This window comes from Hyphomicrobium sp. 01T421 (assembly GCF_056398805.1).
The window spans coordinates 317,877-340,800 of the sequence record NZ_JBFTQC010000003.1 but is presented as its reverse complement, the minus strand read 5'-3'; the positions used below and the strand labels follow the sequence as shown (position 1 = coordinate 340,800).

The 22,924-nt window shown below is 61.0% G+C and carries 19 protein-coding genes; 4 read left to right on the top strand and 15 right to left on the bottom strand.

What is annotated here, in order from left to right:
- Entirely contained in the window at positions 1-681 is a 681-nt protein-coding gene (gene gmk, locus AC1DK3_RS18565) for a guanylate kinase (RefSeq protein WP_477193761.1), read from the top strand.
- On the opposite strand, the gene rsmA is transcribed toward gmk, so the two are convergent.
- From rsmA to lptF, 6 genes are all read right to left on the bottom strand, one after another.
- Positions 678-1,565, bottom strand: coding sequence for a 16S rRNA (adenine(1518)-N(6)/adenine(1519)-N(6))-dimethyltransferase RsmA (rsmA, locus tag AC1DK3_RS18560; RefSeq protein ID WP_477193719.1), 888 nt, complete (start codon positions 1,563-1,565; stop codon positions 678-680). The genes gmk and rsmA overlap by 4 nt on opposite strands.
- The gene (pdxA, locus tag AC1DK3_RS18555) at positions 1,562-2,617 is read right to left on the bottom strand and encodes a 4-hydroxythreonine-4-phosphate dehydrogenase PdxA (RefSeq protein ID WP_477193718.1); all 1,056 of its coding nucleotides are present in this window, start codon (positions 2,615-2,617) and stop codon (positions 1,562-1,564) included. Before pdxA ends, rsmA begins: the two co-directional genes overlap by 4 nt.
- Before the next feature lie 30 nt (positions 2,618-2,647).
- On the bottom strand, positions 2,648-3,991 hold the full coding sequence (locus AC1DK3_RS18550; protein ID WP_477193717.1) for a peptidylprolyl isomerase: 1,344 nt from the start codon (positions 3,989-3,991) through the stop codon (positions 2,648-2,650).
- A gap of 140 nt (positions 3,992-4,131) precedes the next feature.
- Complete coding sequence (locus AC1DK3_RS18545) at positions 4,132-6,669, bottom strand: LPS-assembly protein LptD (protein ID WP_477193716.1); 2,538 nt, start codon at positions 6,667-6,669, stop codon at positions 4,132-4,134.
- Positions 6,670-6,672: 3 nt separating this feature from the next.
- Positions 6,673-7,767 (bottom strand): LPS export ABC transporter permease LptG, encoded by a 1,095-nt coding sequence (lptG, locus tag AC1DK3_RS18540; RefSeq protein WP_477193715.1) that lies wholly within the window; start codon positions 7,765-7,767, stop codon positions 6,673-6,675.
- Positions 7,764-8,954, bottom strand: a complete 1,191-nt coding sequence (lptF, locus tag AC1DK3_RS18535) for an LPS export ABC transporter permease LptF (RefSeq protein ID WP_477193714.1) — start codon at positions 8,952-8,954, stop codon at positions 7,764-7,766. The genes lptG and lptF overlap by 4 nt, the downstream gene beginning before the upstream one ends.
- Before the next feature lie 455 nt (positions 8,955-9,409).
- On the opposite strand from lptF, the gene AC1DK3_RS18530 reads away from it, so the two are divergent.
- The gene (locus AC1DK3_RS18530; protein WP_477193713.1) at positions 9,410-10,939 is read left to right on the top strand and encodes a leucyl aminopeptidase; all 1,530 of its coding nucleotides are present in this window, start codon (positions 9,410-9,412) and stop codon (positions 10,937-10,939) included.
- Positions 10,940-11,092: 153 nt separating this feature from the next.
- On the opposite strand, the gene AC1DK3_RS18525 is transcribed toward AC1DK3_RS18530, so the two are convergent.
- From AC1DK3_RS18525 to AC1DK3_RS18515, 3 genes are all read right to left on the bottom strand, one after another.
- Positions 11,093-11,941 (bottom strand): hypothetical protein, encoded by an 849-nt coding sequence (locus AC1DK3_RS18525; protein WP_477193712.1) that lies wholly within the window; start codon positions 11,939-11,941, stop codon positions 11,093-11,095.
- 263 nt (positions 11,942-12,204) lie between these two features.
- Positions 12,205-12,933 carry a hypothetical protein gene (locus AC1DK3_RS18520; protein ID WP_477193711.1) on the bottom strand — a complete coding sequence of 243 codons (729 nt, stop codon included), beginning with the start codon at positions 12,931-12,933 and terminating at the stop codon, positions 12,205-12,207.
- Between the two features lie 98 nt (positions 12,934-13,031).
- Positions 13,032-13,589 carry a hypothetical protein gene (locus AC1DK3_RS18515; protein ID WP_477193710.1) on the bottom strand — a complete coding sequence of 186 codons (558 nt, stop codon included), beginning with the start codon at positions 13,587-13,589 and terminating at the stop codon, positions 13,032-13,034.
- Between AC1DK3_RS18515 and AC1DK3_RS18510 the strand changes: the two genes are divergently transcribed.
- Together AC1DK3_RS18510 and mazG are read left to right on the top strand one after the other, a co-directional pair.
- Positions 13,573-14,211, top strand: coding sequence for a DUF2306 domain-containing protein (locus AC1DK3_RS18510; RefSeq protein WP_477193709.1), 639 nt, complete (start codon positions 13,573-13,575; stop codon positions 14,209-14,211). The genes AC1DK3_RS18515 and AC1DK3_RS18510 overlap by 17 nt on opposite strands.
- Before the next feature lie 91 nt (positions 14,212-14,302).
- Positions 14,303-15,193, top strand: coding sequence for a nucleoside triphosphate pyrophosphohydrolase (gene mazG, locus AC1DK3_RS18505; RefSeq protein ID WP_477193708.1), 891 nt, complete (start codon positions 14,303-14,305; stop codon positions 15,191-15,193).
- Here mazG and AC1DK3_RS18500 read toward each other — a convergent pair.
- The 6 genes from AC1DK3_RS18500 to AC1DK3_RS18475 all read right to left on the bottom strand — a co-directional run bounded on the left by AC1DK3_RS18500 (position 15,190) and on the right by AC1DK3_RS18475 (position 22,905).
- Positions 15,190-16,416 (bottom strand): FAD-dependent oxidoreductase, encoded by a 1,227-nt coding sequence (locus AC1DK3_RS18500; protein ID WP_477193707.1) that lies wholly within the window; start codon positions 16,414-16,416, stop codon positions 15,190-15,192. The genes mazG and AC1DK3_RS18500 overlap by 4 nt on opposite strands.
- A gap of 9 nt (positions 16,417-16,425) precedes the next feature.
- On the bottom strand, positions 16,426-17,730 hold the full coding sequence (gene hflX, locus AC1DK3_RS18495) for a GTPase HflX (protein WP_477193760.1): 1,305 nt from the start codon (positions 17,728-17,730) through the stop codon (positions 16,426-16,428).
- 110 nt (positions 17,731-17,840) lie between these two features.
- Entirely contained in the window at positions 17,841-18,089 is a 249-nt protein-coding gene (hfq, locus tag AC1DK3_RS18490) for an RNA chaperone Hfq (protein WP_092869530.1), read from the bottom strand.
- 185 nt (positions 18,090-18,274) lie between these two features.
- The gene (locus AC1DK3_RS18485; RefSeq protein WP_477193706.1) at positions 18,275-19,135 is read right to left on the bottom strand and encodes a D-amino-acid transaminase; all 861 of its coding nucleotides are present in this window, start codon (positions 19,133-19,135) and stop codon (positions 18,275-18,277) included.
- A gap of 12 nt (positions 19,136-19,147) precedes the next feature.
- Positions 19,148-20,548 carry a nitrogen assimilation response regulator NtrX gene (ntrX, locus tag AC1DK3_RS18480; RefSeq protein ID WP_092869532.1) on the bottom strand — a complete coding sequence of 467 codons (1,401 nt, stop codon included), beginning with the start codon at positions 20,546-20,548 and terminating at the stop codon, positions 19,148-19,150.
- Positions 20,549-20,580: 32 nt separating this feature from the next.
- Positions 20,581-22,905 (bottom strand): sensor histidine kinase NtrY-like, encoded by a 2,325-nt coding sequence (locus AC1DK3_RS18475; RefSeq protein ID WP_477193705.1) that lies wholly within the window; start codon positions 22,903-22,905, stop codon positions 20,581-20,583.
- Between the last annotated feature and the right edge of the window lie 19 nt (positions 22,906-22,924).

The window sequence follows — 22,924 nt, the reverse complement described above, 5'->3', positions numbered from 1 at the left end:
ATGACCAAGAACCCCGCGGACAATTCAATCGATAACGGGGGCATTGCCGGCCCGCACATCGCGCGCCGGGGATTGCTCTACATCGTCTCGTCGCCGTCGGGTGCGGGGAAAACGACGCTTGCCCGACGCGTGCTCGCGGCCGACGACAACATCGAGATGTCGGTTTCCGTTACGACGCGGCAACCGCGTCCCGGCGAAACGGACGGCGTCGACTATCATTTCGTCGACCATGCGACGTTCGAGAGAATGAAAGAGCGAGGCGAGCTGCTCGAATGGGCGCGCGTCTTCGACAACTTTTACGGCACGCCCCATGCGCCGGTCGAAAATGCCATTCGCCAGGGCAGGGACGTTCTGTTCGATATCGATTGGCAGGGCGCACAGCAGCTGTCCGGCAAAATGCCGGGAGACGTCGTGCGGGTGTTCGTTCTCCCGCCGTCGGGCGACGTGCTAGAGGGCCGGCTGAAATCGCGTGCGCAGGATCCGGCCGACGTCGTTGCGAAACGCATGGCGGCGGCGTCTTCCGAGATCAGCCACTGGCCGGAATACGATTACGTGATCGTCAACTCTGAGATCGAGAAGAGCACCGCTGCGGCGCTGTCGATCCTCTCGGCCGAACGATTGAAGCGGGCGCGGCTCTTGGGGCTATCCGACTTCGTTCGCAAATTGCAGTCGGCGCTTTAGTCCTTCGCCGCGCCGGCCTCGTCCAAAATGGCCGCGAGACGGGCGAAGTCCGAAACGGAAAGTTCTTCCGCGCGCTTTTCGGGCGATAGATCGGCGCGCTGGAGAAGAAGCTCAGGAAACGGCGTCAGTTGCTTCAAGCTCGAACGGAGCATCTTGCGGCGTTGACCGAAGGCTGCGCCCGTCACGCGGGCCAGCGTCGCAACGCGGCAGGCGGGTTCGGGCTTTGCCCGCGGGCGAAACTCGACAATAGCTGATGCAACTTTCGGGGCCGGCGTGAAAGCCTCTGGCGGCAGGTTGAGGACGATCTTTGCCTCCGTTCGCCACTGCGCGAGAACGGAAAGCCGGCCGTAGGCCTTCGACTTCGGCGCGGCGACGATGCGTTCGGCAACCTCGCGCTGGAACATCAAAACCATGCGGTCGTACCATGGTGGCCAGGGCTCGGTTTCGAGCCAGTTCACGAGGAGCAGCGAGGCGATGCCGTAGGGAAGGTTTGCCGCGACCGTCACCGGGCCGGCGCCTTCCAGCAGTTTCGGCCAATCGACTTTGAGGGCATCGTCCGCGTGGACGTCCAACCGTCCCGGGAAGCGCGCCGCGATATCGGCAAGCGCTGGGAGACAGCGATCGTCGCGTTCGATTGCGATGACGCGTTTCGCGCCTTCGATCAGAAGTGCGCGGGTCAGTCCGCCGGGTCCGGGGCCGACTTCGACAAACGTGCGCTCGCTCAAATCGCCGGCGAGGCGTGCGATCTTGCGCGTCAGATTGAGGTCGAGCAGAAAATTCTGGCCAAGAGCTTTCTTGGCGCTGAGGCCGTAGCGTTCGATGACATCGCGGAGTGGCGGCAGTCCATCGGGGCCTTCACGGTGAAGGGGCGCGGGGGCTTTCATGGTGCGGTCGCGAGAGATCTGCGTGCGCTCATCTCGCCGGCGAGTTTCAGAGCGGCTTTAAGGCTTGCCGCCGAAGCGAGCCCTTTGCCGGCGATCGCAAATGCCGTGCCGTGATCGGGTGAGGTGCGGACGAACGGCAGGCCGATCGTTGCGTTGACCCCTTCGTCGAATGAGAGCGTCTTGATCGGGATCAATCCTTGATCGTGATACATGGCGAGCGCCGCATCATAGGTCTTTCGCGCCGCGTCGTGAAACATCGTATCGGCGGCGTGGGGGCCCGTCACGTCAAGCCCCTCCGCTTTCAGAGCCTCGACGGCCGGCCGTATGATCTCGGCATCTTCCGAGCCTAGAGCGCTGTCTTCGCCCGCGTGCGGGTTCAGTCCTGCAACGGCGATGCGGGGATTTGAAATGCCGAAGTCGCGTTTGAGCGATGCCGCCATGATGCGTGCGGTTGCAACGATTTTATCGAAAGTCAGAAGGGAAGGCACGTCCTTCAACGCGACGTGGATCGTCAGCGGGACCACGCGCAACTGCGACGAGGCGAGCATCATCACGGGGACGGACGGCGCTCCCGGCCAAAATTCCGCGGCGAGCGCGCCCAGATACTCGGTATGTCCGGGAAACTCGAAGCCTGCGCCGTAGAGCACCGACTTCGCGATCGGGTTCGTAACAACCGCGGAGGCGCGTCCCGCGGCGACATCGGCGACGGCGCGGCGGATAGCGAGGATCGTTGCGGGGCCATTAGTGACACTGGGCGCGCCGGGCCTTGCAGGCTCCGCGAGCGGAATGGGAATGACCGGCAGCGCATCGTCGAAGATCTGCGCCGCGGCCGACGCGTCCGCCACGGGCACGATGATGGCGGGATCGACGCCGGCCGCGCGAGCGACTGCGCGCATCATATCGACGTCAGCGTAGAGTACGAACTTCGGTAATTTATCGGCGAAACGGTCTTTCCAGGCCTGGAGGGCGAGTTCGGGGCCGATGCCGGCGGCGTCGCCCATCGTCAGTGCCATAGGCGGCAGGGTCGCCGGTGTTGTGGGCGTCAGTGTCATGTGGCGTGTACCAGGTTCGCGCGCGTCCCCTTAGCGGGAGCCGACATTTATCCGGTACTCGATGTGGGCGTCCTCGCGAAGGTCTTTGAGATAGCGTTTGGCCATCAGCTCGAACTCTTTCTGCTTGAGTTCGCCCTCGGCCTGGGTGCGCTTTTCGTCCACCGCCTTCACCACGGTCCGTCCGCAAACGACCCAAAGCTCGATCGCCCCATCGTTTACGGTCGGCGGCAGCATCTCGCCGTCGGCGGCGTTGACGAGAAGTGTGCGGGTCGGTTCTGAAATGGCGGATGGCCGGCGTTTCCCAAGATCCTCGAACGTGGCACCAGGGACGCCGGTTGCCGCGGCCGCCGTCGTCTGGCAGCCGGTGAACTTCGAGCGCAGCCTATCAGCTTCCTGAATGCGCGCGGCGACGCCCTTTTCGTCGATCTTGACCGGCATCGATATCCGGACGCGCTGCACCTGCAGTTCGACGTCGTCGTTGCCGGCGACGGAGGTGGCCGCGACGAGCTTATCGACATCTCTGTTGGTGATATTGATCAACGGGCCAAAGCGGCGGCGCACGACTTCATTCCACGAGAGGGTGGCCCGGATGCGGGTCTTGATCGGGTCGAGGCTGCCGCCCATTTGCTTGGCGAATTGGTCGACTGTCATTTTATTTCGTTCTGCAATGCCGGAAACGATCCGGTCGATCTCGGCATCTTCGATTGCGACGCTCTGCTTTTTCGCTTCCTGCATCTTCAGCCGGTCATCGATGAGCTCTTCCAGGGCCTGCTTCTTCATGGCGGGCATAGCTGAATTCCTGGCGCTTTCGAACGCCTGCTTCTGCAGGCTCATGCCAAATTCTTTTTTGCGGCGCTCGAAAATTGCAATGATCTCTTCCCGCGATTTTCCCTCGTTCGCCTTGACCGTTTCCTGAAGCAACGCCTTGAGCCGCTCGGACGTCTTCGGATTTTTGATGATGGCTTCGAAGTTGGCTTTGGCCTGGTTCTGAATAGTCGAGCCGCTCAGCATCATCCCGCGTTGCTCGAGTTCGTAGCCGGTGATCGGCTCGTCGTTCACGAGAGCGGCGATCGCGCGCTGGTCGCTCGAGGGGGGCGCAGAATCCCGGCCGGCCGACTCTCTGGCACCTGCCGTTGGTGAATTCTTCTTCTGATTTTTGCCTTTGCCCTGCGTATCGGTAGACGCTCCGGTGGCCGTGTCACCGACCGCCGGCTTCGGCAGTGACGACGTGCCGTCACCGGTTACCGCAACCGTGCCGCCCTGAGCCGCGACGGCGAACGAAAAGGCGACGCTCGCGAGACCTGCGAGACCTGCGCGGCCGCATCGCCCAGCTAGCGAGGGAAATTGAGCGGTAATGGTCCGTGGCGAGGGCATGCTTTTACGACTTCCATAGGTCCGAATCGGCGCGGACGTCAGGATACCGCAGCCACGCCCGATACCCCGGCCTTATCCACATCAAGAGTGGCCAAAATCCGGTCTCCGTTGGGGACAGGAATGGACGCGGGCAGCCGGGATCAGTTCGTACGCTGGTCGCCGCCCATGTTGAAGTCGAGGTTGCCGGTCGTCGCCGCAAAATCTCCGAGATGCTTAAATTCGAACCGCAGCATGACCGTCTGGTCGGGCTCGATCGAGAGATCGGAGTAGTTAGACTGGATATAGGAGGCAGTCAGCACGAAGCATTCGTCGGCGTACTTAACGCTCACGCTATCGTAGCGGAAATTGCCGGTCTCGAGATCGTAGCGCGTCGAGCCACCGAGGCTCCAACGGTTGGTCAGCTGCAAGGTCGCCGAGCCCAGGATTTCCTCGAGGCGCGTCGGAACGGCGATCACGTCGGGATCATCCGGGTTCGTGAACAAGGCCGCGGCGTCATATGAATAGCCGGTCTGCACCGACAACGGCCCGTATTTGGCGACTGCGGCAAGATCCTGGCGTCTCAAAGCGAACGTGGATTGGTCAAACCGGCTCTGCGAAATAATCCGGAAATCGGCGATGGGGGCGAAATAGGCGCCGAGAACATAGTCGGAGTTCCGCGTCTGAAGGCCGTTAGCGGGGTTAAAGGTGAAGTTGCCGTCGTCGGTCCGGCCCGGGAATAAATAGGCGTTCTCGCCAGACAGCTGATAGCTCTGGCCCGCCAGGAACCGCGCATAGCCACCGTCGTTGGACTGGAAAGTGTACTGCAGACCGGCGTTGACGCGCGTACCCGTTTCGATGCGGTCGTAGCCCGAAAACTTCGAGGTCGCGAACAGGTTGGTGTCGTCGAAAACGAGGCTCTGGGCATCTTCGTTGGGCAGCCGGCGTTGCGGAAGGCTTTCCTGGTGCACGACGACTTGCCCGATGGGTTCGATGATGTGCGATCCGCCCGCGTTGTTTGCGACCCAGGGATAGGACACCAGGACACCGCCGTCGACGACGCCGCGCGTGACCGTGGAGGAGAATTGTTCGGACGATACAACCTCGGTGCCTGCCGCGTTGAGCACGACCGATTGAGGATTCGTAACGTTATCGTAGCCGTAGATATCGCCGCGCACGTCGGCGAACGGCGTGTAGCTGATGCCGATCGCGTCGGTCAGGCGGCGGCGCCATTTGAGCTCGGTGATCACCCGATTGATGTTCTGGTCGGTCTGGCGGCCATTGGTCAGGGGATCAACCGTCGTACCGTCCGCGCGGGTGAAGCTCAGGACGTTGGTATTCCATTTGAGTTCGCCGCCGGCGACGGGGTCGGCGAACACATAATTGTAGTTGATGATCGGGTGCGTGTAGCTTTCGGTTCTCGGCGTGTCGTCCGTCAACAGGCCGCCGAACTGATAAAGCGTCGCGTTGAAGTAGTTCCGGTCGGATTGTCCGGTCAGGTAAACCTGATTGACGCGATCGGTGACGAGAATGCTGTCGAGTTTATAGAAGCGGCGGAACTGATCGTCGCTTTCGACGATCGCATCCCAGCCGAATTTCCACCAGCTCGACAACGAGAACAGGCCGTGCGTCTCGACGCTGCCGCGGAGGCCGTCGAGTTTCTCATTGGGTCCCGGTTCGCCCGGTAGATTTCTGAAATTCTGGTCGATGCCTGCGAGCTTGATGGTGTATTCGCCGTTGGCCAGACGATGGCGCCACTCGCCCTTCAGGAAGAGGCCCTGTTCGCTCATGTAGAGCGGCTCGAACGTAACGTCGTAGTTCGGCGCGAGATTCCAGAAGTAGGGGATGCCGGTGATGTAGCCGAGCGTCGATGAGTGGCCGTAGTCAGGCGTCAAGAACCCGGACTTGCGCTTCACAGACGGGTCGGGGCTCTGGAAATAGGGAAGATACAAGATCGGCTGGCCGTAGATCTGGAAATRGGCGTCCTGGTAGGTGAGGGTCGCTGCTTCCTGATCGTGAATGATGCGCGCGGCGCTGATGCACCAAAGGGGAGGCGTGTTGCCATCGCTTTGGCACGGCGTGAATTTGCCGTTCTCGAATTCGGTGGTGTTGCCTTCGCGGCGAGTCGCGCGGTCGGCTGAGATGTGTGACTTGTCGGCCGAAACGATCGACAGCGCCGACACGAAACCGTCGCGGAAGTCATCGGTCAGCGTGTAGCGGTCGGCGTGGACGATGTTGCCTTGGGGCTCTTTCAGCGTGACGTTGCCGACGGCCGTCAGCGTTCCGCCGCTCTGGTCATAGACGACTTCGTCGGCGGTCAGGATGTAGTTGTTGTAAAAGATTTCGACGTTGCCGCGCGAAATTACGCGATCGCCGGACTTGTCGTAGATCAGCTGGTCGCCCTGCAAGCGCATGGGCTGCGCGCGATCGATATTCGTGTTGACCTTGCCGAAGATAGTGCCCGGCGAATTTGCAGCTCCGAACGACGACTTGTTCTTCTTCGTTTGGCCAAGCGTTCCGCCGGTCGCCGGATCGATACTTTGAGCGTGGGCAAGCGGGGCGTGGCCAAGGCTGGCAACGGTTGCAATGCAGGTGATGGCGAAGGCGCGCAGAAGCACACGAGCGGCCCTGCGCGCCTGGCGGCGGCCGGAACCCTCGCTTAACGGCCCGCAACCCTCTTGCGGTATCCGCCCTTCACGCATCACTCAACCGTCCTCCTGGTGCAACAGCACCGTGGTTGCGATGATTAAAACCAAGGCAACGGGCAACCATGCCGCGGCCCACGCCGGCGCCAAACCTGCGATGCCAATTTGTCTCGCGATTTCCGAGAGCAAGAAGAACCCGACCCCACCGACCATTCCAGTCGTAACCATAGTCTGGATGCCACCTGAGCGGAATGACCGCAATGACACAGTTGCTGCCAAAAGGACCATTGCCACACAGAGCAAAGGGCGAACCAGAAGGGACTCGTACTGCACCCTGAGCCGCTCAGTTGAAAGTTTTGCCTTATCAGCAGCTTCTATCAGCTCCGGCAGATCCCAAAAGGATACCGAGAAAACTGTGCCGAGAGCCTCCTGGACCCGGTCGGGTGTGAGGTAGGTCGAGACGAGGTAGGACGTGAATTTCTCGGGCTGCTGGCCGAGGCGGGAAACCCAGGCATCCGTCAGGTGCCAATAGCCGTCTCTGAGTTCGGCTTGCGTCGCGTCCACCCGCTCGGAGAAATGCCCTTCGCGATCATAAGCAAATATCATGACGCCGGTGAGGGTCAGGCCCCGGTTCGACGCCGCTGCGGCACCCAAAACCGATTCCCCGTCGACGCCGTTCTGCGTGATCCACGAGCCGCCACCTTGGGCGCGCAAGAGATTGGTATCGTTGCCGAAAGCCTTGGCGAACACCTGTTCGGATTTGGCCCGGCCACGGGCGGCAAGCGGGTTGTAGACGGTCACGGCGAAGACGCCGACCATAAGTCCGACCGTCAGCCCAGGAGCCAGAAATTGCCAGACGGACATGCCGCCGGCGCGCATGACGGCGAGTTCGCTTTTGCGGTTGAGATACAGGAGGGCGCTGATCGTGCCGACGAGGACCGCGAAGCCGATCAGAAATTCGACGTAGGCGCTGAGGCGGAGCAGGGCAATTCCGACGAGCGTTCCAACCGGAACGTTGCCGTACTTGCTCGACTGGCGAAGCAACTCGACGAAGTCGATCATGAAGATCAGGAGCGCGCAAACGGCGAGGGTTGATGCAATTGCAACGAAGAACAACCTGGCGATGTAGCGCGAGAGGGTGAAGGAGCGAATCATGGCGCCACCTTCCGGCGCGGCAAGATGAGACGAAGGACCTTTTCAATTGTTCCCGTCATCGCGTCAGCCGCGCGTCCAAAGATCGAGATCCCCGACTTCTGCCGGTCAGAGTTCTTGATGACGATCAACGACAGTACGATGGCGCCTATCGGGACCCCGTAGAGGGCGACGAGCATCGAGGCGTCCCGCGTCACGGCACTGTTCAACGCCAATCCGGCCATTCGGCAGGTGGCGGCGAAAAGGAATGTCAGGACAAGGGTTTGCATTCGGCTCGAGCGGGTGGATCTCGCTTGGCCCACAAAGGCGACGATGAGGAACACAAACGCGATCGGATAAAGTGGGCCGACCAGCCGTTCGTGAATTTCGGCGCGGAACTGGCCGGGGGAATTCTTGAATATTTTCGAGTCCGGGCTCGGGTGCACAAGTTCGTCCCAATACCGCTCTCGGGGCTTTTTTTCGCCCGAGCCGTCGTCCTGGGATTCGAACCGGTCGAGGTCAACGACGTATTTATCGAAAGCCACGATCTGCGGCGGGGCGTCGGCATCCGTCCGCCGGATGATGTGGCCGGTCGACATGACGAGATAGGCCGTTCCGTCTTGCTTCACGATCGATCCGTGCTCGGCGAGGTAGCTCTGGGACTGGGACTTGTCGCGGGTATCGTGCATGACAAGTCCGAGAAGCTCGCCGTCGGCCGAGCGGTCGCGGATATGAAACATCAGGTCGGGTTCGGGGCTGGAAAAGCGCCCGGGTTGGATGACCTGGGTCAGGAGATCACTTCTGACCTGCACCAGATAATCGCTCAAGAGCCGCATGCTCCACGGCTGCGCGAGGTGGCCGACGAACGCGAGAAAGATGCTGACGAGCAAAGCCAGCAGGATCAACGGCCGCGCCACTGTCCAGACTTTGGAACCTGCCGCTGACAGGACGATGAGTTCGCTATCGGTATTCAGGCGATTGAGCGTTTGAAGGGCTGCGATCAAAAACGAAAACGGGGCGATGATCGCCATGAGATTCGGGACGGCGAGGGACGTCATCTTGATGAGCATCCAGGTGTCCTGACCCTGGCTCGTCACGACATTGAACTGGCGCAGCGCCAGCGCAATCCAGACGATGCCGGTCAACGACGCCAGTATGAGCAGAAACGCGCTCGTTGCCTGCCGGAAGACGTATCTCGAGAAAATTCGCATGCGTTAGCCGCTCTCCCCCCTCCGGCCACCCCGCCGAAGCAATCTCCCCATCACCGGCTCCTGTGGGGATACGTCCGGCTCCCATAGCACAGTGGCGGAATTTCGGCTGTTGGCCGTTTCCTGGCCGTTCGGCCGATAGCAAAAATCGTTCTTTCGGCACAGTTGCTTAGATCGTGAAAGCGCCTTGGAGGGAAGGGCGTTTGCAAAGGCTTGCTTGCCACGCCTTCGTGAACGACTAAGTTGTGCCCCTTAACCACCGGTGCTTGCCCCTTCTGTCGCTGCCGTGACAGTGTGGGAAAACCTGCGGATCGGCGTCCGCATCCCGGCACCCTATCTCCATCCCCGGCCTTAAATCCGTGGCCTCGAATCTTTGGTCTCGAATTCCTTGTCTCAAATCCCTCGCCTCAAATCCATGCCCCCCCCCGATCACCTCTTAACCTGGAGTCGCTTTGAAAATGTCCGACCGCCTCGAAGTCACGTTCGCGCCGCTCAACGCCGAGAATGAATCTGTAACTGTCGCATTGGCGGGCGATGGCTTGGTTCTTGGCTCCCGGGCTCGTGAGCTCGAGACGAAATCCGCAAGCGCGCTGAGCAAGGCTGCAGCTGCCGCCGATTTCAAAGGCAAATACAAGTCGACGATCGAGATTCTGGCGCCGGCAAAACTTGGTATCGACAGGCTGATCCTCGGCGGTCTCGGGAAGGCTGCGACGCTCACCGATCTGCAGCTCGTCGATCTCGGCGGCGCGATATTGGGTGCCATTCAAAATCGCAAGACGTCGGCGGCAAGCGTGATCGTCGACGCGGAAGCAGCGGGCAATATCTCCGCCGATGAAGTTGGCGCGCTGATTGCTCAGGGCGCGTTGCTCCGCCACTACAACTTCAAAAAATACCTGACGAAGAAATCCGGGGAAGACGGAGCGGACAAGGACGGCTTGAAGAAGCTCGTCATTCACGTGCCGCATCCCGACAAGGCGAAGGCCGCATTCCAGCCGCTGAAGGCCGTTGCCAACGGCGTCAACGTGGCTCGCGATCTCGTCAATGAGCCCGCAAATATTCTCGGACCGGTCGAACTCGCCGAGAAGACAAAATCCCTCGAAAAGCTCGGTGTCAGCGTCGAGATCCTCGACGTCAAGGACATGGAAAAGCTCGGCATGGGCTCGCTTCTTTGCGTGGGTCAGGGAAGCGTTAGGCCGTCCCGTCTCGCCGTCATGGTTTGGAACGGCGCCAAGGGCAACAAGAAGCAGAAGCCGGTTTGCTTTGTCGGCAAGGGCGTCGTCTTCGATACCGGCGGCATATCGATCAAGCCTGCCGCCGGCATGGAGGACATGAAGGGCGACATGGGTGGCGCGGCTGCCGTGATCGGAACGATGCACGCGCTCGCGGAGCGCAAGGCGAACGTCAACGCCGTCGGCCTGATCGGTTGCGTCGAGAACATGCCGTCCGGCAACGCGGTTCGTCCGGGCGACATCGTGAAGTCCATGTCGGGCCAGACGATCGAAGTGATCAACACCGATGCCGAAGGCCGCCTCGTGCTCGCCGACGTGCTCTGGTACGCGCAGGAACAGTTCAAGCCGAAGGTCGTCATCGATCTCGCGACGCTGACCGGCGCCATCATGGTCGCTCTCGGCAAAGAGTATGCGGGTCTCTTCTCGAACGACGACAAGCTTGCGGACGAGTTGCTGTCGGCATCACGCGCGACCGGCGAAAAAGTCTGGCGCATGCCGCTCGACAAGGCATTCGACAAAATGATGGATTCCAAGAACGCCGACATGAAGAATGCCGGCGGGCGCTGGGCGGGTGCTGCAACCGCCGCAGCCTTCCTGCAGCGGTTCGTGCAGAAGGACACAGCTTGGAGCCACATCGATCTCGCCGGTACCGCGATGGACGGCAGCCGCAACGACACGAACCAGAGCTGGGGTGCCGGCTGGGGCGTGAGGCTGCTGAATGCGTACGTCGCGGAGCATCACGAGAAAGCTGAGAAGTAGGCTTCGGTCCCGCTGGGATCGGCCCTGGGCTGACCTCGGTTGTTAGAAATTGCCGCTTGGTGGATCCGCCGTATCGCGTTGATACATATGGCGGTCCGCCGGCTAGTTTCCATAATATATATTATGCGAAATTGAGAAGGGCTCATCAGGCCGTCATGCCAGCCTGAATCTCTCCGGGTTCTGGCGGATGAAATCGGGCAGCTCGGCGACGCCCACGATATCGGTCTGGTCGGCGACCATCTTCGCGTACTCGCTCGAGCACTCGAAGCTCGGCGTCAATTTGTGTTCCGCGTGCGAGTACGACGCGGCCTTGCGGCGCCATGCTTCCCAATCGCCCAAGCTCGTCATGTGCCAACCGGCATCCGGGACGACGCGCACTGGGGCCCAGATTCCGGTGTTGATCCAATTCCAAGCTCTGGCATGAAGGTGCCCCAGCGCCGTACCTCTGAGCCGCGCCGACGCACAGATCTTAGTCATGCGAAGACGTTGGGCACCTGGAAATTGTCGATACTCGATGAGACGTGGTCCCTTGTCCCAAGGTGGGCTCCTCACCCGGCGGTTGGCGGATCCACGGTAGACCGGCATCTCGAAGATCGTCAGCTCTCCCGGTTTGCGCTCGCTCAGCGCGCGTCGCAACGCCGTGGCGCTCAGGATTTCATCGACGTCCGACACGATGATCAAATCGCTTGCCGTGGCTTTGACTAATCCCTTGCCGATCTGATTGCGCTGGTAGTGCTCTCGCGCCCAATTCGCATCGAGGGGCTTTGTATCCAATCCGTAGCCGTCGCTCGTCTCGGGAAAGTCGACGACGATGGGGATGATCTTGCCGGAATAGCTTCGGAAGCGATCGGCATTCTCGCTGAAATAGAGCGGTTTGGGGGCTCCCTGGAATGTCCGGCGCGCTTCAACGAGCACAAAATAATCCACGAGCGCGTGAAGCTCGTGCAAGCGCACATCGAGCAAATCGAGCTCGTTGAAAAAGCTGAAGCAATCGAAGAGCATCCGATTACTCGTTGTTATCTACGCGATTGAAAAGGACAGGCTCGGATTGAGAGAGCGGGATGTTTTTGAAATGAATGGCTTTGAGAAATGGGCCGTCGATTCGAAAAGCCGACAATGGGCCCGCTGCGCGGCTATCTCCTAACGGAGTAGTTTTCGCGGGACAGGAAAACGCGGAGCGAGCGAGCCATCAATTTCATTCTGGCGGACGAAGGAGTTCCCGCCCCAACTAATCCTCCCGCGGATCATCTCCGCCGTCTCAGATGCTATGGCTCGCGGCGTTCGAGCGTCCGGATTCCTTCCGCGATCAACACGGCGTAGAGCGCTATGACAAAGCCCGACAGCATGTTGACCGAGACGATGGCTCCGATCGCCTGCGCCAGCGCCGGATCGAACACCCAGGACAGCATGCGGACGACGATCTCGTCGAAGCTCTGTTTCAGCAGGAAGAGGAACTCGCTCGCCTGCTCCATCGTCGGCTTCGTGGGAAGATCGAACGCGGCTCGCTTTGCAAGTTCGGTTATGCCGGGCGCCGGCAGGAATGTCAGGCCCGCGGAAAACAACAATCCGAGCGGTGCTGCCAACCGAAAGTAGCCCCAACGCATCGGGCGGGCCTTCAGCCGGTCCATCAGGAACCGCACGGCCTGGACGCCGAGAAAGAGCGAAATTGCGAAAATCACGGCGACGAACTTCAGCCGCTCCTGATCCGTGCCGAGAAATGTCAGAAGCCCGACGACGCCCGCGAGAACGGCCTTCGTTACTGCCTCCAGCGCCCCGACCGTCACGATGACGATCATCGAGCGTCCGGGAGGCCGGTCGAAATAAAACGGGAACTCGTATCTGAGGCGCGCGATCTCGAGTGCCGCGCCGACGCAGAGGGCCAACAGCGCGGTTCCGGCTGCGAAGATCAACGGCGCCGTGAAGCCCGTCCAGGTGACAGCGAAAATTGCCGCCAGCTCCAGCGCCATCATCAGGCCATTGAAGATAATGTGCATCGATCCCCCGCTCCGCCGTCGAGACTAGCAGAGCTATTCCGCTCGGCAACGGGCGTCGCAAACGGGAGACGCCCTGGTCTGGGCGGACCTCAGCGCCGTCAGCTCGTCGCCTTATCGGCTTTGCAAGTTGCATCGCCTGCCCGCGCGAAGTTCGCCTCGAACGGATAGGACCGGCGGAACAGCAGAAGCTCAGGGCCGGTATCGCCGAGAAGGTGCAGCTGGCCGATTTTGCTTTCCTCGTCAGTTCTGTACCAGGCTTCGATCGCATAGGGCGCGGCGCCTTTCGCGAGTTCGAGCTTGCCCTTGAAGGCGCCGTCGCCTTGGCCAGCGTCGATCGCGAGATGGACGGCGACCTCACCACAAGAGTTGTCGTCTTTGATTGCTATCCCGCACCAGCCGTCCTTGCACGCAACGATATCGTACGTCAGGGCGCAGCCATCGTCGCCACAGTCCTGCGCGTCGCCGTTCCGGCCGTAGCCGTAATAGTGACCGGTCCATCTGCCCGCGATGGATACCGGCGCGATTTCTTCGACTTTTGTGGCGGCTTCGTCGCCGGCCGCCGCAGAGCCGCCAAAACCGAAGACGATGATGGTGACCGCGATGACCGATATGGCGACGACAACTCCTGCGGCTGCGAGCGTGACGGCGCCAGCCACTTTGCGCCCCGGCGAATTGTCGAGGCTCGGTCTTCGCGTCGCGATTTTTTCGATCATCGGCTTCCTCATAATTCCCGTTGGAGCGGTCGCGATCGGTTCAGGAACCGGCCTCATCGCGTTGCCCTATGAAATGTTCGTACTCGCCGGTCGCGCGCCGTTTCTTTTTCCGGCGCACATGCTGTCGTCGGCAATGGCGTTGTTGATCGCACCGATCGTCATCGCGTGTCGACATCGGCCCGAGCTTCACAGACCGCTTGGCCGGCTGTTGGGCGTATTTGTGGTGATTGGGGGGCTTACGTCGTTACCTGTCGCCATCATGAGCCATTCTCCGGCGTTGGCGCGGGCCGGATTCTTCGTGCAAGGTCTCGTCTGGCTTTACCTGTTCGGATCAGCCTTCGTCGCGATCCGCCAGCGGAACGTTCGCCGCCACGCGCACCTGATGATGGCGATGGTTGCGGTGACGACGGGCGCCGTCTGGTTCCGCGTGATTACGGGCGCCGCGATTGTACTCCACCTGCCGTTCGACCCCGTCTACGCGCTCGCGGCATGGATCGCCTGGATGGTTCCGTTAGGAATTGTCTTATCCAATCCGCGGTTCATTTCGGCGAGCTTGGCACGATAGCCGGGCGACATAGCCGCAGGACTCCACGGAACTGGCCCTCGTCCATCCTTTCGGGGTCGTCTACTGTCCGCCCGATCCAAAGAGGACGGACATGGCGGCATCAATCAAACCATCGCGCGACATCACCCGGCTGATCGAAATCATGGCGGCGCTCAGGACACCCAAAACGGGCTGCCCTTGGGATCTCGAGCAGACCTTCGAGACGATTGCGCCCTACACGATCGAGGAAGCCTACGAAGTTGCCGATGCGATCGCGCGCAAGGATCTCGTCGATCTCAAGGACGAGCTCGGCGATCTCCTTTTGCAAGTCGTCTATCATTCGCGCATCGCGGAGGAGCAAGGCTCCTTCGCATTCGGCGACGTCGTCGAGTCCTCCACGAAGAAGATGATCCGGCGACATCCTCATGTCTTCGGCGATGGTGCGGCGCGCGATCCGTCTCAAGTCAAATCGACGTGGGAAGAGATCAAGGCGGAAGAACGCGCTGAGAAGGCTGCGGAACGTTTGCGCGTCTTGGCGCCAAGTTCTTCGCGCGGGCATTCGTCCGCAACGCTGGCTGACGTTCCGGTGGGCCTTCCGGCTCTGACACGCGCGATCAAGTTGCAGGACAAAGCCGCGAGGGTCGGTTTCGATTGGCCGAACCTTCAGCCCGTGTTCGAAAAGCTGAAAGAAGAAGTCGCGGAGCTTGAAGAAGCTTTGGTTGCGTCCGGCGACTCTCCTTCGTCGAGCCGGCCGCCGAGCGCGGAAGTGAATCAGGACGCGGTCAAAGAAGAATTCGGCGATATGCTTTTTGTGATGGCGAACATCGCGCGGCATCTGAAGCTGGATCCGGAGGATGCGCTGCGCGGCGCCAACGACAAGTTCGTCCGGCGGTTCGCTCATATCGAAAAGGCGCTCGCCGAGCGCGGCAAATCCCCGTCGCAGTCTTCGCTCGACGAAATGGATGCGCTTTGGGATGAGGCGAAAGCGCTCGAGAAGCGTTAGGTTCCGTTCGCATTCCTTATCGCTTCGGAGATGTGCTCGGGCCGGAATCCGAGACCGATGAGGCGCGCCGGGATGCGGGAGACAAACGGCAGCCGGGTCAACAGCCGGATGATCAGCGGCGGCGTTATGGGGCCGCTGGCCGCCAGGGTTTTTGCTATCACCGCGTTCTGAACGGCGAGTTGCAGGCGTTGCGTCGCGCGGGTCGGGAACTCGCGGCGCTTCTGTACGGCTTCCAGATCTTCGAACGTCAGACTGCCGGTCTTGAGCGGCAGCCACAAAAGATTGGCGGCGGCGACGGCATCCTGAACCGCGAGGTTGATACCGACACCGCCGACGGGGCTCATTGCGTGCGCGGCGTCTCCGATGCAGAGGAAGCCGGGCCGCGCCCACGTCTTGAGGCGGTCGACCACAACCGTCAGAAGCTTGACGTGATCCCAGTCGGCAATGGCGTCGGCGCGCTTGGCGTCAAATGGCAGAAGTGCGCCGACCGATCTGCGGAAAGCGTCGAGGCCCGCCGCTCGCACTCTCGCATCGCCACCTTTCGGGATGACGTAGGCGCACTGCCAATAATCTCCGCGCTGGAGCATAACGAAGATATGCCCGGCATCGAAGCGGCCTTGCGTTTCCTCGGTGTCGGTTGGGAGCCTCGGCAGGCGGAACCACATCACGTCCATCGGCGCGCCGAAGTCCTCGCTGACGAGGCCGGCTGCGCCGCGCAGTACTGATGAGCGTCCGTCGGCTGCGACCACGAGATCGGCGTTGATGGTCATGGCGCCTTCCGGCGTCTTGATCTTTACGCCCGTTACACGATCGCGATCGAAAACGAGGCCTGTCGCTTCGGCGTTCATTTTCAGGCTGAATTTTGGATAGGCCCTGTCCTTTTCCGCAAGGAAGTTCAAAAAATCCCACTGCGGCATCAGGGCGATAAATTTCGTCCTGATCGGGAGATGCGAGAAATTCGCCATCTCGAGACGCGTGTCACCGAACTGCCCGTAGATGCTCTTGGCTTCCTGATGTGGAAGTTTGAGAAAATCGTCGAGCCAGCCGAGTTCGTCCATCAACTGCAGCGTTGACGGATGAATTGTATCGCCGCGAAAATCGCGAAGGAAATCTTTGTGTTTCTCGAGTACGGTCACGGCGACGCCGGCGCGCGCCAGAAGCACGCCCAGCATCATCCCCGCAGGTCCACCGCCCGCTATGCAGCATGTGACGCGCTCATCCACGGGACGAGCTTAGACCGATATTCCCGCTTTGCGAAGATGCCCGATGACGCGCGCCTTCTTTTCGCTCGGCACGCGGAGGCGCAATTCGATGCTGCCATCCTTGCGGGCTTCTCGTGCGAGCACATCGCACGTCTCGTGCAGCCAATGGAGAAGCGCGCCATTGCTTCCCGGCAGGATCACGTCGAGAATTTCGTCCGACGCGCCGAGGCGCTCATCGATCGAATGCAGCAACGGCGCCATGCCCTCGCCTGTCGACGCCGAGACGAGCACAGGCGGGCGTGCATTGCGATGCACTTCGTGTTGCAGCTCCTCTCGACGCTCCGCAGGCAGAAGATCGATCTTGTTCCAGACTTCGAGAAGGTGGCTTTCGACGGGCAAGGTATCGATACCGAGATCCGTCAGCACTTTCTCGACGTCCTGCGCCTGCGCGTCGGTTTCTTCGTGGGCGATGTCGCGCACGTGCAGAATGAGATCGGCTTCAACCACTTCTTCGAGCGTCGCGCGGAAGGCGGCGACGAGCATCGTCGGGAGATCAGAGATGAAACCGACCGTGTCGGACAGGATGATCCGCCGGGCGCTGGGGAGCTTTACTTCGCGCATGGTTGGATCGAGGGTCGCGAAGACCTGATCCATCGCGACGACGCCAGCGCCGGTGATTTTATTGAAGAGTGTCGACTTGCCCGCGTTCGTATAGCCGACGATCGCGACGATGGGGTACGGCACTTTACGCCGGCCTTTGCGATGCAGATCACGCGTTTTTGCGACGTCGGCCAGGTCGCGCTTGATCGCATCGATGCGGTCCTGGAGCATTCGGCGATCGAGTTCGATCTGGGCTTCGCCGGGGCCGCCGAGGAAGCCGCCGCCGCCGCGCTGGCGTTCCAAATGGGTCCAGGCGCGAACCAGACGGCCCTTTTGATACGTCAAATGCGCGAGTTCGACCTGCAGCACGCCTTCGCGTGTCCTGGCGCGCGCGCCGAATATTTCGAGGATCAGCCCGGTGCGATCGAGAACCTTGGCGTTCCACGCCTTCTCGAGATTGCGCTGCTGCACCGGCGTGATGTTGTAATCGATGACGACGAGACCGATTTCGAGCTCTTCGACGAGGCCCTTGATCTCTTCGACCTTGCCCGATCCGAGCAATGTCGACGGCCGAGGTTCGGAGACCGGCACGATCGTCGAGTCAATGATGTCGAGTTCGATGGCTCGCGCCAGGCCGACGGCTTCGGCCAGACGATTTTCCGGCGTGTGTATTTGCGCGGACGATTCCGCCGGCTGCGTGGTCTTGGGCTTCGGCTGACGCTTCCATGCGGGCACGACAACGAGCGTTCGCGTCTTCGGCGCTCTCGTCTCCTTCGAGACACGCCGACGTTCGCGATTTCGTCCGCCTTCGCCCTTTTCGCCCTCGCCGTCTTTAGAACGAGAGGTCAACCGGCGGGGCTTTCGTCCTGGTCGTTCAGATTGACGGGGCCGCCCGGCATGATCGTGGAAATTGCGTGTTTGTAGACAAGCTGGGAGTGACCATCGCGGCGCAGGAGAACGCAGAAATTATCAAACCAGCTGACGATGCCTTGGAGTTTCACGCCATTGATGAGGAAGATCGTGAGTGGCGTTTTGTTTTTGCGAACATAATTTAAAAATGTGTCTTGGAGATTCTGAGGTTTTTCAGCCGCCATTTTTTTTGTCCGTTTTTTATCTCGACGTCTTGTTCTAGCGTCTTCTCGTATTCGACCGGTGCTGTTGCGGTGGACAGCAACGAAGCACCGATGCAGCGGTCACCAGGAAATGCGGTGATGATCGAAGCGAGCCGCACTCTACATCCATTGTTGCCTCGCACAATGCGGCAACGTTCGCACCTGCCTCATGCCGAAAATTCAGCAACCTGATGAAATCTCAACCGCAGCTGGCGGGCAAGCGGCCCCGGCCGCCCATCCCCAATTGCAGCTCCATCTATTTTAACAACCGGCATGACGATATTGGTGGCGGATGTCACAAATGCCTCGCGGGCGTTCAGGACTTCTTCCCGGGTAAAGGTCCGCTGTTCAATTTTTATTCCCTCCCCTTTCGCAACATCCATCACGGTTGCCCGGGTCACTCCGGGCAGAATGTGATGGTCGAGCGGATGGGTGACGAGCGAACCGTTCGAGGCGACGATCCAGGCGTTGCTCGAGGCCCCCTCGGTGACGTTGCCGGCGGCGTCCACGAACCATGCCTCGCGGGCTCCGGCCCGGCGTGCTTCGTCCTTCGCCAGGACGGCGGGCAGCAGCATCACCGTTTTGATATCGCAGCGCGCCCACCGATTGTCCGGGGTGGTCTTCACACTGATACCCGTTTCGGCGAGTTCGGCCGCCCATCCCCGCCGTTGGGCGCGAGCGATCACGACAAGCGTCGGCGGCGTCTCGGGAGGCGGCAACGCGAAGTCCCTCGGCCCAGCGCCGCGCGAGACTTGCATATAAACGATGCCGTCGCGGACGCGATTGCGCCGGATCACCTGGTGAATGACGTGGCGCAGCGCGCTCTCCGTCATCGGCGCCGGGATCGCAAGTTGCTTCAACGACCGGGCGAGACGCTGGAGATGCCGGGGTGCATCGACCAGTCCGCCGTCGCGGACTTCAATGACCTCGTAGATCGCATCGGCGAATTGGAAGCCGCGGTCTTCGACATGAACGGCGGCCTGCGCATAGGGCCGGTAGCCGCCATTGACATAAACGATGCGTGTCAAGCAACCTCGCTCCTAGGACGCCGAGCGGAGGTCGCCGCTACGCTGCTCGGAGGAAACGCCGAGCGCGCGGAGCTTGCGATGCAATGCCGATCGCTCCATGCCGACGAATTCAGCGGTTCTCGAAATGTTGCCGCCGAACCGGTTGATCTGAGCCAGGAGGTATTCACGCTCGAAAATTTCGCGCGCCTCGCGGAGCGGAAGCGACATCAGATGTTCGGCGCCGCCGTTGACGGGCAACGGCACGTTGGAGCCGATCTCGTCGGGAAGCATGTCGGCCGTGATCGCGGCGTTCGGCTCACCGCCCGCGAGGATCAAGAGACGCTCGACGTTGTTGCGCAGTTCGCGAACGTTACCCGGCCAATCGTGCGCCTGCAGCACCGCGATGGCGTCTTCGCCGATCCTGCGGGGTGCGAGGCCCGACGTCTGGGCGACCTGACCGATGAAATACTGGATGAGTTCGGGAATATCCTCGCGGCGCTCGGCGAGGCTTGGCACCCGGAGCGTCACGACATTCAGGCGATGGTAGAGATCTTCCCGGAAGCGTCCCTCGCGGATGTCCTGCTCGAGGTCGCGAGAGGTCGATGAGATGATCCTGACATCGACCGAAACTTTTTGCGAGCCGCCGAGGCGGAGAAACTTCTGTTCGACGAGCACGCGCAGGATCTTGCCCTGCGTTTCCATCGGCATGTCGGCGACTTCGTCGATGTAGAGCGTGCCGGTGTGCGCTTCTTCCAAAGCGCCGACTTTGCGCGGGCCGCCCGTGCGGTCCTCTGTTCCGAACAACTCGTCTTCGACGCGATCCGGTACCATGGCTGCCGCGTTGAGCACGACGAACGGTCCGTCGGCGCGCAGCGATTTTTGATGGAGAACGCGGGCCGCGAGTTCTTTGCCGGTCCCTGACGCGCCGCGCAGCATGATGCGGCTATTCGTTGGGCCTGCCTTGTCGATGTTGTTCTTCAGCTGGTTGATCGCCGGCGACTTGCCAATCATGTCGGCGGAAACGACGGAGCGCTCCTTGAGCTCTCGAACTTCCCGCTTCAGCTGGGATGCTTCGAGCGCGCGCAAGGCGACGAGGATGAGGCGATCGGATTTGAACGGCTTCTCGATGTAATCGTAAGCGCCGCGCTTGATGGCGGTCACGGCGGTTTCGATGTTGCCGTGGCCTGAAATGATGACGACGGGCAGATCGGGATATGTCCGCTTCATCACCGTCAGGACTTCCAGTCCGTCGAGGCGGCTTCCCTGCAGCCAGATATCGAGGACGACGAGATGAGGCCTTCTGTCTTCAATCGCGCGCAGAGCTTCATCGCTATCGCGCGCAAGCCGTGTGCGGTGGCCCTCGTCCTGTAGAATGCCGGCGACCAGGTCCCGGATATCTGCCTCGTCATCGACGATCAATATATCAGCTGACATTGCTGCGCTCCTGGGGGGTTAAGCGTTTCATCTCATGCTCCGCCGGCTAAGTGCGCTGCGGCGCGTATTTGATCTGTCGTCATGTCGCGGGATGGTCCGACCTTTATCGGCAATGTCAGCCGAACCAGAGCGCCGCGCGTTCTCGTATTGCTTACGGGAGCATCCTCAAGGGCCAGCGTGCCGCCGTGCTGCTCGACGACTTTCTGCACGATGGCGAGACCGAGGCCAGTGCCCTTGGCTCTTGTCGTAACATAGGGTTCCAAAAGCTTCGCACGATTTTGTTTCGGCAGACCGATGCCGTTGTCGATGACTTCGATCGCGACGCGGTCCGGCAGGGGTACCAGCCGCACCTCGATCTCGCCCTTATAGCCGGGCGGACGGCCTTGTGCTTCGCCGTAGGATTCGATCGCCTCGGCAGCGTTCTTGATGAGGTTGGTGACCGCCTGCGAGATCAGCCGCAGATCGAAATGCGCGGTGACCGGGCGATCCGGAAGAACGAGCTTGAAGTTTATGTCCTTGTGGCCTTCGCGGAAAAGGACGGCCGGCTCTTGGACAGCGAGTTTCAGATCCTGATCCGCCATGACGGGCTGCGGCATACGCGCGAACGACGCAAACTCGTCGACCATGCTTTTGATCTGACCGGTTTGGCGTTCGATCGTCTGCGTCAGCGTTTCGAACAGCTCGCGGTTCTCGCCAATCTGCGACCCGAACTTCCGGCGCAGGCGCTCGGCGGAAAGTTGTATCGGCGTGAGGGGGTTTTTGATTTCGTGCGCGATGCGTCGCGCGACGTCCGCCCATGCACTCGTTCGCTGGGCCTGGACGAGTTCGGATATGTCATCGAACGTGACGACGGAACCGACGTCTCCCTCACCCTCTCTCTCGTGCGTGATCCGGACGGCGAACGTTCGCTCTTCGTCGCCGATCTGCTTTTGAATTTCGTACTGCTTGCTCTTCAGACCGGGCTCGTCGCCGGCGGAAAGAATGCACGCGAACTCCGGAACGACATCCTTCAGGGGTTTGCCGACGACTTCCGCACTCGTGAAGCCGAGCAGGCGTTCGGCGGAGCGGCTGATAAGGGTGATGCAGTCGGCGCTGTCGAGGCCGATGACGCCGGCGGAGACGCCCGACAGAACGGCTTCGATGAAGTTCCGCCGCTCGGTCAATTGCGCATTGGTGGTGACCAGCGCGTTCTGCTGCTGCTTCAAATCGCGCGTCATCACGTTGAACGTATGCGAGAGGCGCCGCAGGTCGCCTTCTCCCCGCTTCTCGGGCAGCGAGAATTCGAGATTGCCTTTCGACACTTCTTGCGCGCCTGCGATCAACCTTCGGATCGGCGCGACGAACCTGCCCGCAAACCACATGCCGACCCAGATCGCAGCAAGCAGAGACGTCATCGAGATCATGAAGTAGATGAGGCCGTGCGCGACCTTCAGGCCGCCTTTGGCTTGCCTCAGGCGTGTATATTCATAGACATTCTGCTCGGTGCTCTGGAGATGGCTGATAACCTTCGGACTGACGCCGCGCGCGACGTAGAGATACCGCCCCGGCATGCTGTCGATCTTGGTGATCGCGGAAATCCGATAATCGCTCGACGGTTTCGATAATGCGACTTGGCCCGATTCCGCCTGCTGAATCGCGGCGGGCGGCGGCACGACATACGGCAACTTCGGATCATCGAGCGCAAGGACGATGGGCACGCCTTCGCCATCGATGATGTAGGCCGACGTGAGATCTCTGAGACCTGCCTGGCCGATGAGGAACTTCTGAAATGCGTCCGGATCGTCCTTGAGGGTCGCTGCCTCGCCGTTGATGTCGCGGACCATGTTGACGATATCGGTCCGGATGATCTGGCTGTGCTCGTCGACGTAGGCTTTCGCAACGTCATAGGAGTTTTCGACGATGGCGCGCGTGCGCCCTGAGAACCAGCCGTCGAGCGAGCGGGAGAATGTCGTCGTCGCGGCGACGGCGAGCAGCACGGCCGGCAGCGCAGCCGTAAGCGTGAAGAGAGCGACGATGCGCGTGTGCAGCCGCGCTCCTGGAACCTTCTGCTTCCACGCACGGCGAAGTCCGAGCGCTTGCCAGACAATGGTGCCGAACATCGCGACGAGGAGGACGGCATTCACCGCCAGCGCCGTCCAGACATATTCGTTGCGCGGCGTTATCGCGGTTAGACCCGTCAGGATGAGATAGCTGACGAGCGCAGACATCAAAGAGAGCAGCACGACGCCGAGGCCGAACCAGAATGCGCGGTCGGAAGGGTTCAGCGGTGTTGCCCCTTCCTGGACCAAAGCAGCAGTGGGCACTCTATCGCGCGGGGCGATCGTGTCGGCTTTGCCATCGCTGTTGCTGGCGCTCATCAGTTGTCGACCGATCCAA

Coding starts and splice junctions, on each gene's coding strand:
- gmk (WP_477193761.1), top strand. CDS start 1: ATGACCAAGAACCCCGCGGACAATTCAATCGATAACGGGGGCATTGCC.
- rsmA (WP_477193719.1), bottom strand. CDS start 1,565: ATGAAAGCCCCCGCGCCCCTTCACCGTGAAGGCCCCGATGGACTGCCG.
- pdxA (WP_477193718.1), bottom strand. CDS start 2,617: ATGACACTGACGCCCACAACACCGGCGACCCTGCCGCCTATGGCACTG.
- AC1DK3_RS18550 (WP_477193717.1), bottom strand. CDS start 3,991: ATGCCCTCGCCACGGACCATTACCGCTCAATTTCCCTCGCTAGCTGGG.
- lptG (WP_477193715.1), bottom strand. CDS start 7,767: ATGATTCGCTCCTTCACCCTCTCGCGCTACATCGCCAGGTTGTTCTTC.
- lptF (WP_477193714.1), bottom strand. CDS start 8,954: ATGCGAATTTTCTCGAGATACGTCTTCCGGCAGGCAACGAGCGCGTTT.
- AC1DK3_RS18530 (WP_477193713.1), top strand. CDS start 9,410: ATGTCCGACCGCCTCGAAGTCACGTTCGCGCCGCTCAACGCCGAGAAT.
- AC1DK3_RS18525 (WP_477193712.1), bottom strand. CDS start 11,941: ATGCTCTTCGATTGCTTCAGCTTTTTCAACGAGCTCGATTTGCTCGAT.
- AC1DK3_RS18520 (WP_477193711.1), bottom strand. CDS start 12,933: ATGCACATTATCTTCAATGGCCTGATGATGGCGCTGGAGCTGGCGGCA.
- mazG (WP_477193708.1), top strand. CDS start 14,303: ATGGCGGCATCAATCAAACCATCGCGCGACATCACCCGGCTGATCGAA.
- hfq (WP_092869530.1), bottom strand. CDS start 18,089: ATGGCGGCTGAAAAACCTCAGAATCTCCAAGACACATTTTTAAATTAT.
- ntrX (WP_092869532.1), bottom strand. CDS start 20,548: ATGTCAGCTGATATATTGATCGTCGATGACGAGGCAGATATCCGGGAC.
- AC1DK3_RS18475 (WP_477193705.1), bottom strand. CDS start 22,905: ATGAGCGCCAGCAACAGCGATGGCAAAGCCGACACGATCGCCCCGCGC.